Raw genomic sequence first — 14,923 nt, forward strand, 5'->3', positions numbered from 1 at the left:
TCGTCATGACATCAATTACCCCCTTCCCCACTGAACGCACCGTGGTCCTGACCGGCGCCGCGTCAGCCCGCGGCATCGGCCGCGCCGCCGCCGACCGCCTGGCCAGCGAGGGCTGGTCCATCGCAATCCTGGACATCAACGCCGAGGATGCTGCCGCGGCTGCCGCCGAAATCGGTTCCAACCGTGCCGTCAAGGCCATCGGCGTCGGCGCGGACGTCTCCGACGCCGCGTCGGTAGACCGGGCCATCACGGAAATCGAGGGCTCGCTGCCCCCGATCGTGGCCCTGGCCAACCTGGCCGGTATCAGTTCCCCGACGACGTTCATGGAAACCACTGTCGAAGAATGGGACAAGGTCTTCGCCATCAACATGCGCGGATCCTTCATCGTCTCCCAGCGGGTGCTCAAGGGCATGATCGAGCGCAAGCTCGGGCGGATCGTGAGCATCTCCTCGATTTCTGCCCAGCGGGGCGGCGGCACCTACTCCAAGGTCGCGTACAGCGCGTCCAAGGCCGGGATCATCGGTTTCACCCGCGCCCTGGCCCGCGAAGTGGGCGAATTCGGCGTCACCGTCAACGCCATCGCCCCCGGCCCCATCGACACCGACATCATGGGCGGAACGCTGAGCGAGGACCGCAAGGCGCAGATGTCCGAGGGCATCATGATGGGACGGGTCGGCAGCCGCGAGGAAGTGGCGGCCCTCATCGCCTTCCTGCTCGGCCCGGACGCCGGTTACATCACCGCGGCCACGTACGACATCAACGGCGGCCTCCAGGTCTCCTGACCGACCTTCCCCCACCCCGTTGCGCTATCACTTCCAGGCCTTAAAACCCCGGAATGGCCACCAAAAGTGATAGCGCAACCGGTGTCAGAGGTCCTTGCGGCACTGGGCGTGGCCGAGCTCGTAGAGCCCGTTCAGGTCGCCGTCGGCTAGCCCGTCCGGGGCTCCGATCTCCGGGTACATCAGCTGGGCCGGGTCATCGACATGCTCCAGGCCCATCACATGGCCGAGTTCGTGCAGGATCACGGCCGTGGCATAGGCCGCACCCTCGGACCGGTCCAGGTCTTCCGCGATTTGCGGGGCATCCAGTTCCAGGCTGCCGGTGACGAAGCTTTTGGGACCGTCGCCGAAACTGAAGTGGGTGCTGCCGCCGGTGCCGATCACCGGACCTTTGAGCTGCGGGGCCTGCTCCGGCGTGGTCCAGGCGATCAGCAGCGGCGCCCACCGGTCCCCGTAGAGATCCTTCTGGTAGGGCGCGCGGGTTGGCGAGGGCGACTCAAACGTGGGGCCGTCATTGATGAACGTGATCCCGGTAGCCTCCGAGATCGTCCGGATGGAGTCTTCCACGAGCCGCTCGGCGCCCTGCGGGGCCAGGGCGGCGTTGATGACGTAGTGCAGCGGCCGGCACGGCGAGTAACCCACCGGGGCGCCGTCGTCGTTCGTCGCGAGGAACTTATAGGAGGCGCTGGCCGCCTCCGGTTTCCGGGGCGTGCCGAGGGGTTGGTCCTGCTCCTCGAGCCCGGGCGGGGGAGTGTCCGTCCGGTCCCCTCCGGCCGGCACGGCGGGCTGGCCGGACTCCTGGCCGGACCGCGGCGCCACCGGCAGGTCACGGCCTGCGTTGTGCGCTCCGCGGTTGACCTCGAAGAGGCCCGTGAACCGGGGGTCGCCGTAGACGAGTCCGGCCGTGAGGAAGGCCCCGCCGGCGATTACTGCGGCGGCGGCAAGGTTTCTGACAACCCGCAGCGCCGTGGTGCCCCGGCTGTGCCGTGGCCCGCGGTCCCGAAAAACAGGATCGTCCACTAGCCAACCACAGCGCCAAAGGCCATGCCCAGCAAGTACGTCACGCCGGCGGCGCCCATGCCGATGGCCAGTTGCCGCAGGCCGCGGGTGGCGGGCGAGGTGCCCGAGAGCAGGCCCACGACACCACCAGTGAGCAGCAGTGCCAAGCCGACGAGGCCCGCGGAAACCACCAGTGCGGCGAGTCCTGTCATGCCGAGCAGGAAGGGAATGATGGGCACGATCGCACCGGAGGCGAAGAAGCAGAAGCTCGACGCCGCCGCGCCCCACGCGGTGCCGACTGCCTCGTGCTGGTCCCCGCTCTCGGGCAGTTCCGGCCGCAGGGACAGGCTCGGATCGCAGTCGCAGTCCAGCAGGCCCATCCGCTCCGCGACGCGGTGCTCTGCGGCCTCCCGGGACATGCCGCGGGCCAGGTAGACGAGCAGGAGTTCGTTGTGCTCGATGTCCAGCAGCGGCGCCGCCGCCAACGTGATCTGGGTGGGACGGGTCGCGGCGAGAAGCTCCCGCTGGGACCGCACGGAGATGAACTCGCCGGCCCCCATGGACAGTGCACCGGCCAGCAGCCCGGCGACGCCGCTGAGCAGCACCACCTGGCTTCCCACGCCCGAGGCAGCCATGCCCATGACGAGGGACAGGTTGCTGACCAGCCCGTCGTTGGCGCCGAAGACGGCGGCCCGGAACGTTCCCGCCAGCCGGTTGCGGCCCCGGGTGGCCAGTCCGCGGACCACTTCTTCATGGATCTGCTCGTCGGCGACCATGGCCGGTGTGGCGAACGATTCAGTGGCGTACGGGGAGCGGCTCTCCGCCCGCTGGGCCAGGGCCAGGACGAAGACCGAGCCGAAGTGCCGGGCCAGGAAGCCCAGGAGGCGGCTCCGCAGTGAGGCATGCCGGTCCTTGCCGGCGTGCTCGCCCAGCAGTTGGAGCCAGTGTGCCTCATGGCGCCCCTCGGCCTCGGCCAGCGCCAGCAGGATGGCGCGCTCCTCGCCGGAGCGGTTCTGCGCCAGGTCCCGGTAGACGGCCGCCTCGGCACGCTCATCGGCGAGATACTGGCGCCAGCGCTTGACGTCCGCGGCGCTCGGTTCTGAACTCGGTTCTGAACTCGATTCTGAATTGGGAGCCGAGGTTGGTGCTGTGCTGGGAGTTGCGGCGGGGGCAGTGGCGGCGTGTGGCGGGGCGGGACGCGGATCCGTGCGGTCCGAAGAGGCTGGTGTCGGGTGTTGCTGCGAGGAATCGTTGCAGTCCGATTCGGTGTGCTGAGACACGAAAAACTCCTGGGTTTGGTCGGGCGTGGTCCGGCCCCATTGCGACTCCAGAGTACCGCGTAATTCCGCGCTTTTCCGGCTGGCCATCCTCAGCGGAAAGTTTAGGGAGGCCGTAACTGCCCTGCCGCGGCGGAGCCGTCCGCGGCTGCTTTCCGGCAGCAATTGTGGGCCCTTGACCGTCCGTGTCCGCGGTGTTCGAATGAAACCCAGGGCGGGGTCCCCGGGCCTCTGCCGCCACCGAAGCCGCACGGAGGTTGCACCATGGATAGCACCGCATCACATCCCATCCAGCCGGCCCGGGAGTCACTCGAGTCCGATCCCGCCTACGACTACGCCGAGGACGCGCCCGTCAGCGATGCCGCGGAGACCGAGGACGAGGAGCTTCTCGAAGAGGCCGATCGGCTCGTTCCCCTGGACGCGGAGGACTTCCTGGGCGACGAGAAGCCGGTGGTGCCCCTGGAAGGGGAAGAATTCCTTGAGCCGGAGGAGAATGAATGATTCGCCAAAGGCTTTAAAGTCCGACAGCGGTGCCTCCCCCTGCGAGGGGAGGCACCGCCGTCATTGACCCGCGGAAAGTAAACCAGCGGAACCTAGTGCGCCGGAACGGTAATCGATTCGTCCTCGGATGCCTCGCCGGCAACCCGCCGCTTCCAGTTCTTCATGACCGCGGGATCTGTCGGCTTGGTCAGCAGCGACACGGCGATGTAGACGATCGCGGAGGCCGCCAGGCCGAAGTAGATCGGCTCGTTGGCGTAGATGCCGTCCAGCGGAACCTCGGCGTTGATCTCCAGGACGATCATGGTGCCGAGGGTAATGACTGAACCCACGGCCATGGAAGCCGCTGCTGCGTGACCGGTGCCGCGCTTCCAGACCAGGCCGCCGAGAATGGCCACAAGGAGGCCGCCGACCAAGATGTCGTAGGCGATGGTAAGCGCCGCGACTACATCCTTGGTGATTACGGCGATGATGATCGCCACGATGCCGAGCCCCAGGACCCACATGCGGTTGGCTTTGACGTCGTGCTCCGGGTTGTCCGTGTCGTCGGTGTTGATGTTCTTGCCGAACCAGCTGGCGACGAACGGCAGCACATCGGCGCGGGCCACGGTGGCGGCAGCGATCAGTGCGCCGGAGGCAGTGGACATCATGGCGGCGACGGCCGCGGCGAGCACCAGGCCGCCGATGCCGATCGGCAGGATCTGCGTGGCGACCTCGGCGTAGACAACGTCCTTGCCGAGGTTGGCGACGTCGATGTCCGGCAGCGCGACGCGGGCGCCGAGGCCGATCAGGGCGCCGGCCGCACCGTAGAGAATGCAGTAGACGCCGGCCGTGGCGCCGCCCCAGCGGGCAACTGTCGGGGTCTTGGCGGTGAAGACGCGCTGCCAGATGTCCTGGCCGATCAGCAGGCCCAGAGTGTAGACGACGAAATAGGTGATGATCGTCTGGACGCCGATGCCGTCAATCTGGAAGAAACTGGCGTCGACACGGGCACGGATGCCGTCGAGTCCGCCGGCGGCGTTGAGCGTGAAGGGCAGCATCAGGACGAAGATACCGACCGTCTTGATGACGAACTGGACCTGGTCCGCCAAGGTGATGGACCACATGCCGCCGATGGTCGAGTAGATCAGCACGATCGAGCCACCGACGGCGATGGCGAGGGCGCGGTCCCAGCCGAAGAGCACCACGAAGATGGTGGCGTACGCGCTGGTGGAGGTGGCGCACAGCATCAGCGTGTAGGCGAGCATGACGATGCCGGAAGTCTGCGTGGACTTGCTGCCATAACGCAGGGTCAGCATCTGCGAAACCGTGTAGATCTTGAGCTTCTGGATGGTGGGGGCGAAGAGCAGGCTCAGCAGCAGCACGCCGGCGCCGATTGCGACCACGAGCCACATGCCGGAGATGCCGAACTTGTAGCCAAGGCCCACACCGCCGACGGTGGAGGCGCCGCCCAGGACGACGGCGGCCATGGTGCCGGTGTAGAGGAACGGGCCGAGGCGCCGGCCGGCGACGAGGAAGTCGCTATTGTTCTTGGTGCGGGACTTGCCCCACCATCCGAACGCCAGCATGGCGGCCAGGTACACCACCACGATTGCGATGTTGACGAAACTTGCGTCCATTAGGGGCTCCTTGGAGCTGGTTGGCAGCGGGATGCGGGCATTGCCGGGCCTCAACAGTGTGTTCGGCAAGGCTGCTGCTGCGTGAAGTGGTTGGAGGAGGATGTCCGTCGGAACCTCCGGTATTGCCTAATAGGCAACACATGTTGCCCAAAAGAGTATGTTGTGACCCCGGTAACAGTCAAGGCGCAGTACGTGCCGCCGCCGCATCCGCGTCACGAAGGCCTGCTCCCGCTAGGATTGCTCCAATGATGGGGCCAAGCGGCCGGCCGTGAAAGGTTCCTAGATGAAGGCTCTACCAGTTGAACCGAGCAATGTTCCTGTTGCCATCGGTTCACGGATCCGCGCCGCCAGGCAGTCCCAGCGGCTCACCATTGAACAGGTCGCCGATGCCACCGGGCTCACCAAGGGATTCCTCAGCCGGGTCGAGCGGGACCTCACCTCGCCCTCGGTAGCCTCCCTGGTGACGCTGTGCCAGGTCCTGTCCATCTCGATCGGCGACCTCTTTGCCGCCCCCGAAACGCACCTCACGAAGCAGAACGAAGGCCCCCGGATCTCCCTCGGCGGCGAGGGGATCGTCGAGCGGCTGCTGACCGCGCGCTCCGAGCGCCGCGTCCAGATCATCCAGGCGGTGATCGAGCCGCGCGGGCGCGGCGAGTCCGAACTCTACGCCGTGGACTGCGATGTCGACGTCCTGCATGTGGTCAAGGGCAGCATCCGGCTGATCCTGACCAACGAGGAATTCGAGCTCAGCACCGGGGACACCGTGACGTTCCCCGGCCGGGAACCCCACACCTGGGTCAATCCCACGGACGACGCCGTCGAGGTGCTGTGGGTGCTGGTGCCTGCCGCCAGCCGCTGAGGGCAGCACCGCAAAGCAACCACCGCAAACGTAACCACGCCAATGTATCCACTCCGCGCAATCCGGAAATGTACAGAACGAGCGGATGCCGCTCGCGTCAGTTTCAACTGGGGGATTCCATGAACCGCAAGAACATCTTTCTGTCCCTGTCGCTGGCCGCCGTGCTCGCGGCCGCCCTTGGCCTCAGCTCGTGCGCCGCGGCCGGCCAGCGTGCCGGCGAGACCGGAACCGGCCCTGCCAGCGCCGCAACGACCGCCCCGGCGCAACAGGAATCCGGCCCGGCGGCATCAGCCGCGTCCTCCACCGCTGCAGCCACGCCCGGACCCACCTCCGGCACTCCCGTCCCGGCCACGCCGACGGCCAGCGCGGTGGCCGGCGGGAAAACCTTTACTTTCCCGGACGGGCATCTGTCCTTTTCGTATCCGAGTGACTGGTCCATCCGGACAGTGGGCTCAGCCAAGAACGCCGGCAAGTTGCAGGGCGTGCAAGCGGTCATCGCCGACGCCACGGGCAACGAACTGGCTTCCATCGTCAGCAGCACCAGCGCCAGCAACGCTTCGGGCCCGGTTGCCCGCACCGTGCTGGACGCCGCTCCGGTGCCGGGGCTGAAAGATATGGACGGTGAACAGCTGGCCTTCGGCTTCGCGTTTGATTCCTTCGCCGATCAGTCCGACTTCCACATGAGCGTGCGCAAGCAGCGCGACTTTACGCCGCCGGTCTCTGACTCTGGCTCCGCCTACGTCAGCTTTGCCAACGGCGGGGCCGAGGCCAAAGTGCTCTTCGGCAGCCCTGCGTTCGCCTCCGTCGACGCCGCCAAAGTCTGGATGACCACGGAGCAGTACAGCCAGCTCAAGCGCCTGCTGCTCAGCCTCAAGTACAGCTGACCCCCCGTTCCTGGGCGGCGAGCTTGGCCTGGGTGAGACTTGCGTCACATTCCGGCAATCTGCCGGAAACGGCAAATTAATGCCCGGGGGCCGTCGCGTAACGTGCCAGCAAGAATCGGAAAGCCTTCCAGAAACACGCCGTGGGTAGCGTCATCTGCGGGGGGACGTACAACCGTCCCGAACGTCACATGGTCTCGCCGAATCGGCGCCCTCGGAGCGCCGGCACTCGAGGAAGGCTCCCGCTATGAAGTTCTCTGTGCTTGCAGTAGGAATGGCAGCAGATCCGCAGGTCCTTGACCCCGGATCGACCGCGTGGATGCTCACGGCGTCCGCCCTCGTCCTCCTGATGACCCCCGGGCTTGCGTTCTTCTACGGCGGGCTCGTCAGGATGAAGTCCGTCCTCAACATCATGATGATGAGCTTCGGCGCCATGGGCGTGGTGGGCGTCGTCTGGGCCCTGTGGGGCTACGGACTGGCGTTCGGCCCGGATGCGTTGGGCGGATTCGTCGGGGATCCCTTCACTAATTTCGGCCTGAACGGGCTGACCACCAGCATCGGCACCAAGGCGGCGGGCCTGCCGGACATGATCTTCGTCGGCTTCCAGGCCACGTTCGCCATCATCACCGTTGCGCTGATCAGCGGGGCGGTGGCCGAGCGCGTCAGGTTTGGACCCTGGCTGCTCTTTGCCGCCCTCTGGGTCACACTCGTCTACGCGCCGATCGCGCACTGGGTCTGGGGCGGCGGACTGTTTGGGCCCACCGGCCTCATTGGCAGCAAGATCTCGGCCCTCGACTTCGCCGGCGGCACAGTGGTCCACATGAACGCCGGCATAGCCGGACTCATGCTGGCAGTGGTTCTGGGCAAGCGGCTCGGTTTCATGAAAGACCCCAACATCCGCCCGCACAACCTGCCGTTCGTCATGCTCGGCGCAGGGCTGCTCTGGTTCGGCTGGTTCGGCTTCAACGCCGGCTCGGAACTCGCCGCCGACGCCACGGCCGCCCTGGCCTGGACCAACACCCTGCTTGCCACCAGCGCCGCCCTGCTGGGCTGGCTGCTCGTGGAGCGGCTGCGCGACGGGCACGCCACCTCGCTCGGAGCCGCCTCGGGTGCCGTCGCGGGACTCGTGGCAGTCACCCCGGCCTGTGGGTTCATCGACCCTGTCGGGGCCATCCTGATCGGCGCGATCGCCGGAGCCGTCTGCGCGCTCGCCGTCGGGCTGAAGTTCAAGATCGGGCTCGACGACTCCCTGGACGTCGTGGCCGTGCACTTCGTTGGCGGCCTCTGGGGGACCCTGGCTCTCGGATTCTTCGCACTTCCGTCCGCCAAGACCGGCGGCGGCCTCTTCTACGGCGGCGGCCTGGCGCAGTTCTGGCCTCAGATCCTCACCGCGCTCATTGTCACGGCATGGAGCGCCGCCATGACCACGCTGATTGGCTTCGCGATCCACAAGAGCATCGGCATGCGCGTTTCCGAGGCCGACGAGCTCTCCGGCATCGACGTGACGGAGCACGCCGAAACGGCGTACGAACTCCTCATGGTTGGCGGCAGCTTCCACCCCGGTGACCCCCATGCCAGGGCTGATGCTGCCCACGCCCAGGCCGATGCCCACGGCGAGGCTGAGGGTGGGGCCGCCCGCGCCGAAGGTGAGGCCGCCCGCGGCAGGGTGTCGTCATGAAGCTCGTCACGGCCATTGTGCGGCCTGAGCGGGTCGACGCCGTCAGCGCGGCCCTGGAGCGGTCCGGAGTCAACGGCCTGACCGTGAGCCAAGCTAGCGGTTATGGCCGGCAGCGGGGCCACATCGAGGTGTACCGGGGTGCCGAGTACAGCTCGGACCTCTTGCCCAAAGTGCGGCTGGAAGTCCTGGTCAACGAGGACGCCCTCGGCGCCGTCATGGCCGCCATCGAAGAGGGCGGCCGCACCGGCCGTTTCGGCGACGGCAAGATCTGGATTATGGATGTGCGCGACGCCGTTCGCGTCCGGACGGGGGAGCGGGGCGCCTCGGCCATCGCGTGAGGCTGGCCATCGTGGGAGGCCTGCCACTATGAGGCCTTTGGTAAACAAATGATGCGCAATGCGAAACTTCGAGTGTATGATGGTTGTCACAACCGTCGGTTAATCCTCGAAGGAGAGGCTTCTTTTGGAAGAGCTGCGCATCGAGGCCAATGGCAACCTTGGCCCCATCGATTCATCCCGCGTCCCACGCTACGCCGGGGCTGCCACATATGCCCGCCTGCCGCGCCTGGACCAAGTGGCCAAGGCAGATGTCACGGTGGTCGGCGTGCCGTTCGACTCCGGCGTCTCCTACCGCCCCGGCGCCCGCTTCGGGGCCAACCACATCCGCGAGGCCAGCCGCCTGCTGCGGCCGTACAACCCGGCATGGGACGTCAGCCCCTTCGAGAACATCCAGGTGGCCGACGCCGGCGACATGGCCGTCAACCCGTTCAACATCAACGACGCCATCGAAACCATCCAGCAGAACGCCCTGGACCTGACGGCGTCCGGCAGCAAGCTGCTGACCCTCGGCGGCGACCACACCATCGCCCTGCCGCTATTGCGCGCCGCCGCCGAGCGCGCCGGCGGGCCCATTGCCATGCTGCACTTCGATGCGCACCTGGACACCTGGGACACCTACTTCGGCGCCGAGTACACCCACGGCACACCCTTCCGCCGCGCCGTCGAGGAAGGCATCCTGGACACCGAGGCCATCAGCCACATCGGCACCCGCGGTCCGCTCTACGGCAAGAAGGACCTCGACGACGACCACCGCTTCGGCTTCGGCATCGTCACCTCCGCCGACGTCTACTACCAGGGTGTCCTGGAGACGGTGGCCAAGGTCCGGGACCGGATCGGGAACCGCCCTCTCTACATTTCGGTGGACATCGACGTCCTTGACCCCGCGCACGCGCCGGGCACCGGCACGCCGGAAGCCGGCGGCATCACCAGCCGCGAACTGCTGGAAATCATCCGCGGTTTCCGGGGCATGAACCTCGTCGGGGCCGACGTCGTCGAGGTTGCCCCGGCGTACGACCACGCCGAGATTACCGGCGTGGCGGCAAGCCATGTCGCCTACGAACTCGTGACCCTGATGGCGGACCGCGCCGTTGAAGGGGACCGCTTCGGCGCCCCGAACGGCTACTCGGCCCAGGCCCTCGGCCAGGAATCCCGCCGCCCCGCCGGCTTCGGCACCCCTGTGGCTTCCCCGGTGGCTTCACGATGACCGGCGTGCGCAACGGCGGAGACCTCGTCGTCGAGACCCTTGAGGCGCTCGGCGCCAAGACGGTCTTCGGTATCCCGGGCCAGCACGCCCTGGGCCTGTTCGACGCGATGGGCCGCGGGAACCTGCACTTCGTCTCCTCCCGGGTCGAGAACAACTCGGCGTTCGCCGCGGACGGGTACTCCCGCGCCACCGGCGAGGTCGGCGTGCTGTTCCTGTCCACCGGCCCGGGCGCGCTGACGTCCCTGGCCGGGCTGCAGGAGGCCTACGCCACGGGCGTGCCCATGGTGGTTGTGGCGAGCCAGATCCCGCTCGAGGGCCTCGGCGCGCGCCGCAAAGGCATGTTGCACCAGCTCGATGACCAGAAGGCCTCGGCCGCGAACGTCACCAAGTCCCAGCGCCTGATCCAGCACGCCTCCGGCATTCCCTCCGCCATCCAGGATGCCTGGACCGAGGCGATCTCCTCGCCGCAGGGCCCGGTCTGGCTGGAAATCCCGCAGAACGTTCTGCTGGACCCCATCATGGTGCCTCCGGTGGAGGACGCCCTCGCCGAAGCGGCTGACAACCCGCCCCGGGTGGAGCTGGTCCGCGAAGCCGTGAAATGGCTCTCGACGGCGGAACGTCCCGCCATCATCGCCGGCGGCGGCACCCGCCGTGGCCGCGCCGAGCAGTCGCTGCTTTCGATTGCTGAGAAGCTGCGCGCGCCGGTGATCTGCACGCCGGGGGGCAACGGCGCGTTCCCCTGGAACCATGAGCTCTCGCTGCAGTCCTGGATCGAGGACCAGTACATGACGGAGGTGCTCGAGGACGCCGACGTGCTGATCGTCATCGGCTCCTCCCTGGGCGAGGTCACGTCCAACTACTTCACCTTTGAACCGCGCGGCCGGATCATCCAGATCGACGCCGAACCCCGGGTCCTGGAGTCCAACCGCCCCGGGCTGGGTATCCGTGCCGACGCCGGCCAGGCCCTCGCCGCCCTCGACGCCGCCCTGATCGAACCGCACGGCGAACGCGCCGACTGGCACGGCACAGCTCCCGAGACGCTCGTCAAGGACACCCTGGCGAAGGTCACGGCCCGGCTCGAGTCCCAGGACCTCGGCAAGGAACTGAAGTTCATGGCCGATATCCGCGAGGCCGTTCCCGCGGGCATGCAGACGTTCTGGGACATGACCATCTCCGCCTACTGGGGCTGGAGCTGCTGGGATGCCCGTGAGGGCCAGTTCCACTCCGCGCAGGGCGCCGGCGGGCTGGGCTTCGGCTTCCCCGCGGCGATCGGCGGCGCCGTCGGGCTCGAAACCACCGGCACGCCCGGCGGCGCATCTGCCGGACACGCCAGAGTGCTGGCCGTCTCCGGCGACGGCTCGGCCATGTACTCCATCTCCGAACTCGCCACTGCCAAGCAGCACAACGTCCCGGTCACCTGGCTGATCGTGGACGACGGCGGCTACGGCATCCTGCGCGAATACATGGTGGGCGCGTTCGGCAAGGCCACGGCCACCGAGCTCGCCCGGCCCGACTTCGTCAAGCTGGCCGAAGCCTTCGGTGTGCCGGCCGTGCGGGTGGCCCCCGAGGATGTCGGGGACGCCCTGAAGGCCGGCTTCGCCGCGGACGGCCCCAACGTCGTCGTCGTCGAAACCCTGCTCAAGATGTTCGGCCCCACCCACCTGGCCACGTAGTCGGCCCGGGCGACACCACCCTAAACAACACAGCACAGCACCGCACTGCAACAGCGGACCGGCCGGGTCTGCCCCTCACCTTGATGGGCAGGCCCGGCCGGTCCGTTTTTGACTTTAAGTGCCCTTTCGGGGCCGTGCGGCACCTCCCACGAGAGAGTTAGTTTCCCGAAGTAACCAATTTAGTATATAGTTGCCTGGGGCAAACAAAAGAGGGGTGTCCAACATGTCAGTCGAACCCAACGCTGCAGCCAAACTCGTCTACCAGATCTTCGACCTCCAGCGCGCGGTCCGCTGCGTTGCCGCCGCCAGCCTGCGCGGCCAGGACACCGGAGTGGCACTTCAGGGCGTTCTTCGCTTTGTGGGGGAGGGCGAATCCCGGGCCACGCATCTTGCGGAGCGGCTCGGCGTCAGCGCACCTGTCCTTAGCCGGCACATCGCCGATCTCGAAGAGCACGGTTACGTGGTCCGCCGCCCGGACCCCGAAGACGGCCGCGCGCAACTGATCGCCCTCTCCGCCACCGGCGCGGAGAAACTGCGCATCATCGAGGACCAGCGGACGGCCACCCTCCAGGGCTTGCTGCAGGACTGGAGCCAGGACGACGTCGAACTGACGGCGCGCACCCTCGAAAAACTTGCTGAGTCCCTGAGGACCTCAGCCCGGGCAACGACGGCCGGACCCACGAATACGACCGAAATTGTTGAGGAGTAGATATATGGCTAGCCACGCCGCCGCCACGGGACCGTCCCCGGCCCCGTCGGACCTTCCGCAGAGGGCGCCCCGCGCATCCCAGCCCGCCGCAGAACCTGCCGCGATGACCCACCGCCAGATCATGGAAGCGCTCACCGGACTGCTGGCGGCGTTCTTCACCGCCATCCTGAGCAGCACGATCGTTGCCAACGCGCTGCCCACCATCATGTCCGAGCTCAAGGGCACCCAGACGGACTTCGCCTGGGTGATCACAGCCGCGCTCCTGGCCAACGCGGCCACCACTCCGATCTGGGGCAAGCTGGCGGACCTCTTCAACAAGAAGGTCCTCGTCCAGCTGAGCATCGTGATCTTCGTGGCCGGCTCCGTCATGGCCGGCCTGTCCGAGACCATCCCGCTGCTGCTGACCGCCCGTGTCATCCAGGGCATCGCCATGGGCGGCCTCACCGCCCTGGCCCAGGCCATCATCGGCTCCATGATCCCGCCGCGCGACCGCGGAAAGTACTCCGGCTACATGGGCGGCGTCATGGCCGTGGGCACGGCCGGCGGCCCGCTGCTCGGCGGCTTCATCGTCGACAGCCCGCTGGGCTGGCGCTGGACGTTCTTCGTCTGCGTCCCGCTCGCGGTGGTTGCGCTGATCCTGCTGCAGATCACCCTGAAGATCCAGCACGTCAAGCGCCCCGCCAAGATCGACTGGCTCGGCTCCATCCTGTTGACCTCCGGCGTCAGCCTGCTGCTCATCTGGGTTTCCTTCGCCGGCAACCCTGACTACTACGACTGGTGGTCGTGGCAGTCCGTGGCCATGGTGGGCGGCGGCGTCCTGCTCCTGGGCCTGCTGGTGCTGGTGGAATCCCGGGTGGCCCAGCCCATCATCCCGCTCAAGATCATCTCGGAGCGGACCACCGCCCTCGCGATCCTCGCCTCGGTGGCCGTCGGCGTGGGCATGTTCGGTTCCTCGACGTTCCTTGGCCAGTACTTCCAGGTGGCACGCGGTGCCACCCCCACCGAAGCCGGTCTCCTTACATTGCCCATGATCGCGGGCAACCTGATCGGTTCGGTCGCCTCGGGCATGCTCATCAGCCGCACCGGCAAGTGGAAGCGCTACCTGGTGGCCGGCGCCATCCTGCTGATCGGCGGCCTCGGCCTGGCCGGCAGCATGGATCACACCACTGACCTGTTTCTGACCGGAATCTATACGGCCATCCTCGGCGTGGGTCTGGGCCTGCTGATGCAGAACCTCGTCCTCGCCGTCCAGAACACGGTCCAGGCCAAGGACATCGGCACGGCCAGCGCCTCGGTCGCCTTCTTCCGGTCCGTCGGCGGAGCAATCGGCGTCTCGGTCCTCGGCGCCGTGCTGGGCAACCGGGTCAAGGAGCTCGCCGTGGAGGGACTCGCCTCCGCCGGAATCCAGGTTCCGGCCGGATCGACGGGTGCAAGCATGGACCTCAAGGACATGCCGGCACCGATCCGCGACATCATGCGGGCCGCCTACGGTGACGCGATCGCCGAGGTCTTCCTGATCTCTGCAATCATCGGCCTCGTTGCGCTGGTCGCCATCTTGTTCATCAAGGAACGCCCGCTGCGGCGCACCGTCGATATCCGTCCGGAGTCCGCAGAGCACGCAGGGGACGCCGCCACCGGCGCTGCTGCGGCCGCCGCCGGTGGCGCCACCGCCGCAACTGCTTGGGGGAACAACCCGAACGACGCCGTCAAGACAGCTTCCTCCGCCAACGGCACCGGCATCGTGGACCTGGACCGGGAATTCATCGAGGTGCTCAGCCGGGAGCGCGCCGAATCCCGCTTCCCTGATGCCGCCCGCCGGGAAGCCGACCTTGGCTTCAGGACCGGCGGTGGCTCCGGCCGCGATTCCGGTCCGGCGGGGTCCGGAGCGGCGGACTTCGGTGCGGAGCGGGCAGCCGAGAGGGAGGGTGTCCGCCAGCGGGCCCGTACCTTGGTGGCCGACGACCGGACCGAGGCCGCCGACGTCGTACCCGTGATGCTGCGGACCCAGCAGTTGCTGGCGGAGCAGCAACTGCAACTGGCGGACGCGCTGCGCGCCGTGCACGAGCACGCCGCAGAGCAGCGAGCGGTCGCCGCGGAACAGGCCCGGGTTGCCGAAGAGCTCACGGTCCTGCGCCGGCAGCTTGCCAAACAGCGCAAGATGCAGCGCGCGGCTGCCGACTACATCGCTACCCACGGCCGGCACCGCACCGAGTAGGGTCCGACTGTGCCCGCGCCGGCACCGCCGGACTGCGCACCGCCGGTGCCGGATCCCAGGGGCCCGTCTCCCAAGGTCCGTCTGCCGGATCGGATCCCAGAGGCCCCGCGGCCGCCCCAACGGCGGCCGCGGGGTCTCTGCGCGGCCTCCGTTAGCGCGGCAAGGCCGCGGCCGGCTGCAGGCAGGCGTGAAAG

At 67.7% G+C, this 14,923-nt stretch carries 13 protein-coding genes; 10 read left to right on the top strand and 3 right to left on the bottom strand.

The annotated features are described in order from the left end of the window. Positions 1 to 5 precede the first annotated feature (5 nt). On the top strand, positions 6 to 782 hold the full coding sequence (locus AC1DR1_RS13485) for an SDR family NAD(P)-dependent oxidoreductase (RefSeq protein ID WP_229995767.1): 777 nt from the start codon (positions 6 to 8) through the stop codon (positions 780 to 782). Positions 783 to 866: 84 nt separating this feature from the next. Here AC1DR1_RS13485 and AC1DR1_RS13490 read toward each other — a convergent pair whose 3' ends face one another. Together AC1DR1_RS13490 and AC1DR1_RS13495 are read right to left on the bottom strand one after the other, a co-directional pair. Continuing rightward, complete coding sequence (locus AC1DR1_RS13490; protein WP_229995768.1) at positions 867 to 1,799, bottom strand: matrixin family metalloprotease; 933 nt, start codon at positions 1,797 to 1,799, stop codon at positions 867 to 869. Then, complete coding sequence (locus AC1DR1_RS13495) at positions 1,799 to 3,058, bottom strand: VIT1/CCC1 transporter family protein (protein WP_476992729.1); 1,260 nt, start codon at positions 3,056 to 3,058, stop codon at positions 1,799 to 1,801. Before AC1DR1_RS13495 ends, AC1DR1_RS13490 begins: the two co-directional genes overlap by 1 nt. Positions 3,059 to 3,319: 261 nt before the next feature. Between AC1DR1_RS13495 and AC1DR1_RS13500 the strand changes: the two genes are divergently transcribed. Further along, positions 3,320 to 3,556, top strand: coding sequence for a hypothetical protein (locus AC1DR1_RS13500; protein ID WP_229995645.1), 237 nt, complete (start codon positions 3,320 to 3,322; stop codon positions 3,554 to 3,556). A gap of 92 nt (positions 3,557 to 3,648) precedes the next feature. On the opposite strand, the gene AC1DR1_RS13505 is transcribed toward AC1DR1_RS13500, so the two are convergent. Beyond that, complete coding sequence (locus AC1DR1_RS13505) at positions 3,649 to 5,172, bottom strand: sodium:solute symporter family protein (RefSeq protein ID WP_229995646.1); 1,524 nt, start codon at positions 5,170 to 5,172, stop codon at positions 3,649 to 3,651. Between the two features lie 283 nt (positions 5,173 to 5,455). Between AC1DR1_RS13505 and AC1DR1_RS13510 the strand changes: the two genes are divergently transcribed. The 8 genes from AC1DR1_RS13510 (at position 5,456) to AC1DR1_RS13545 (ending at position 14,729) form a co-directional block, all read left to right on the top strand. After that, entirely contained in the window at positions 5,456 to 6,031 is a 576-nt protein-coding gene (locus tag AC1DR1_RS13510) for a helix-turn-helix domain-containing protein (RefSeq protein ID WP_018775913.1), read from the top strand. A gap of 119 nt (positions 6,032 to 6,150) precedes the next feature. Next, complete coding sequence (locus AC1DR1_RS13515) at positions 6,151 to 6,915, top strand: hypothetical protein (RefSeq protein WP_229995647.1); 765 nt, start codon at positions 6,151 to 6,153, stop codon at positions 6,913 to 6,915. 244 nt (positions 6,916 to 7,159) lie between these two features. Beyond that, positions 7,160 to 8,590 carry an ammonium transporter gene (locus AC1DR1_RS13520; RefSeq protein WP_476992730.1) on the top strand — a complete coding sequence of 477 codons (1,431 nt, stop codon included), beginning with the start codon at positions 7,160 to 7,162 and terminating at the stop codon, positions 8,588 to 8,590. Then, positions 8,587 to 8,928 carry a P-II family nitrogen regulator gene (locus tag AC1DR1_RS13525; RefSeq protein ID WP_476992731.1) on the top strand — a complete coding sequence of 114 codons (342 nt, stop codon included), beginning with the start codon at positions 8,587 to 8,589 and terminating at the stop codon, positions 8,926 to 8,928. Before AC1DR1_RS13520 ends, AC1DR1_RS13525 begins: the two co-directional genes overlap by 4 nt. Positions 8,929 to 9,052: 124 nt before the next feature. Further along, positions 9,053 to 10,132, top strand: a complete 1,080-nt coding sequence (gene speB / locus AC1DR1_RS13530) for an agmatinase (RefSeq protein ID WP_364747907.1) — start codon at positions 9,053 to 9,055, stop codon at positions 10,130 to 10,132. Continuing rightward, positions 10,129 to 11,805 carry a thiamine pyrophosphate-binding protein gene (locus AC1DR1_RS13535; RefSeq protein WP_476966939.1) on the top strand — a complete coding sequence of 559 codons (1,677 nt, stop codon included), beginning with the start codon at positions 10,129 to 10,131 and terminating at the stop codon, positions 11,803 to 11,805. The genes speB and AC1DR1_RS13535 overlap by 4 nt, the downstream gene beginning before the upstream one ends. A gap of 223 nt (positions 11,806 to 12,028) precedes the next feature. Then, complete coding sequence (locus AC1DR1_RS13540) at positions 12,029 to 12,514, top strand: MarR family winged helix-turn-helix transcriptional regulator (protein WP_476966940.1); 486 nt, start codon at positions 12,029 to 12,031, stop codon at positions 12,512 to 12,514. 103 nt (positions 12,515 to 12,617) lie between these two features. Then, positions 12,618 to 14,729, top strand: coding sequence for an MDR family MFS transporter (locus AC1DR1_RS13545; protein WP_476966950.1), 2,112 nt, complete (start codon positions 12,618 to 12,620; stop codon positions 14,727 to 14,729). The last annotated feature ends 194 nt before the right edge of the window (positions 14,730 to 14,923 follow it).

This window comes from Arthrobacter sp. P4_F10, assembly GCF_056401435.1.

Excerpts from the sequence above, each read along its gene's own strand:
- AC1DR1_RS13510 (WP_018775913.1), top strand. The coding sequence starts at position 5,456 with ATGAAGGCTCTACCAGTTGAACCGAGCAATGTTCCTGTTGCCATCGGT.
- AC1DR1_RS13545 (WP_476966950.1), top strand. The coding sequence starts at position 12,618 with ATGACCCACCGCCAGATCATGGAAGCGCTCACCGGACTGCTGGCGGCG.
- AC1DR1_RS13535 (WP_476966939.1), top strand. The coding sequence starts at position 10,129 with ATGACCGGCGTGCGCAACGGCGGAGACCTCGTCGTCGAGACCCTTGAG.
- AC1DR1_RS13515 (WP_229995647.1), top strand. The coding sequence starts at position 6,151 with ATGAACCGCAAGAACATCTTTCTGTCCCTGTCGCTGGCCGCCGTGCTC.
- AC1DR1_RS13520 (WP_476992730.1), top strand. The coding sequence starts at position 7,160 with ATGAAGTTCTCTGTGCTTGCAGTAGGAATGGCAGCAGATCCGCAGGTC.
- AC1DR1_RS13485 (WP_229995767.1), top strand. The coding sequence starts at position 6 with ATGACATCAATTACCCCCTTCCCCACTGAACGCACCGTGGTCCTGACC.
- AC1DR1_RS13540 (WP_476966940.1), top strand. The coding sequence starts at position 12,029 with ATGTCAGTCGAACCCAACGCTGCAGCCAAACTCGTCTACCAGATCTTC.
- AC1DR1_RS13500 (WP_229995645.1), top strand. The coding sequence starts at position 3,320 with ATGGATAGCACCGCATCACATCCCATCCAGCCGGCCCGGGAGTCACTC.
- AC1DR1_RS13505 (WP_229995646.1), bottom strand. The coding sequence starts at position 5,172 with ATGGACGCAAGTTTCGTCAACATCGCAATCGTGGTGGTGTACCTGGCC.
- AC1DR1_RS13525 (WP_476992731.1), top strand. The coding sequence starts at position 8,587 with ATGAAGCTCGTCACGGCCATTGTGCGGCCTGAGCGGGTCGACGCCGTC.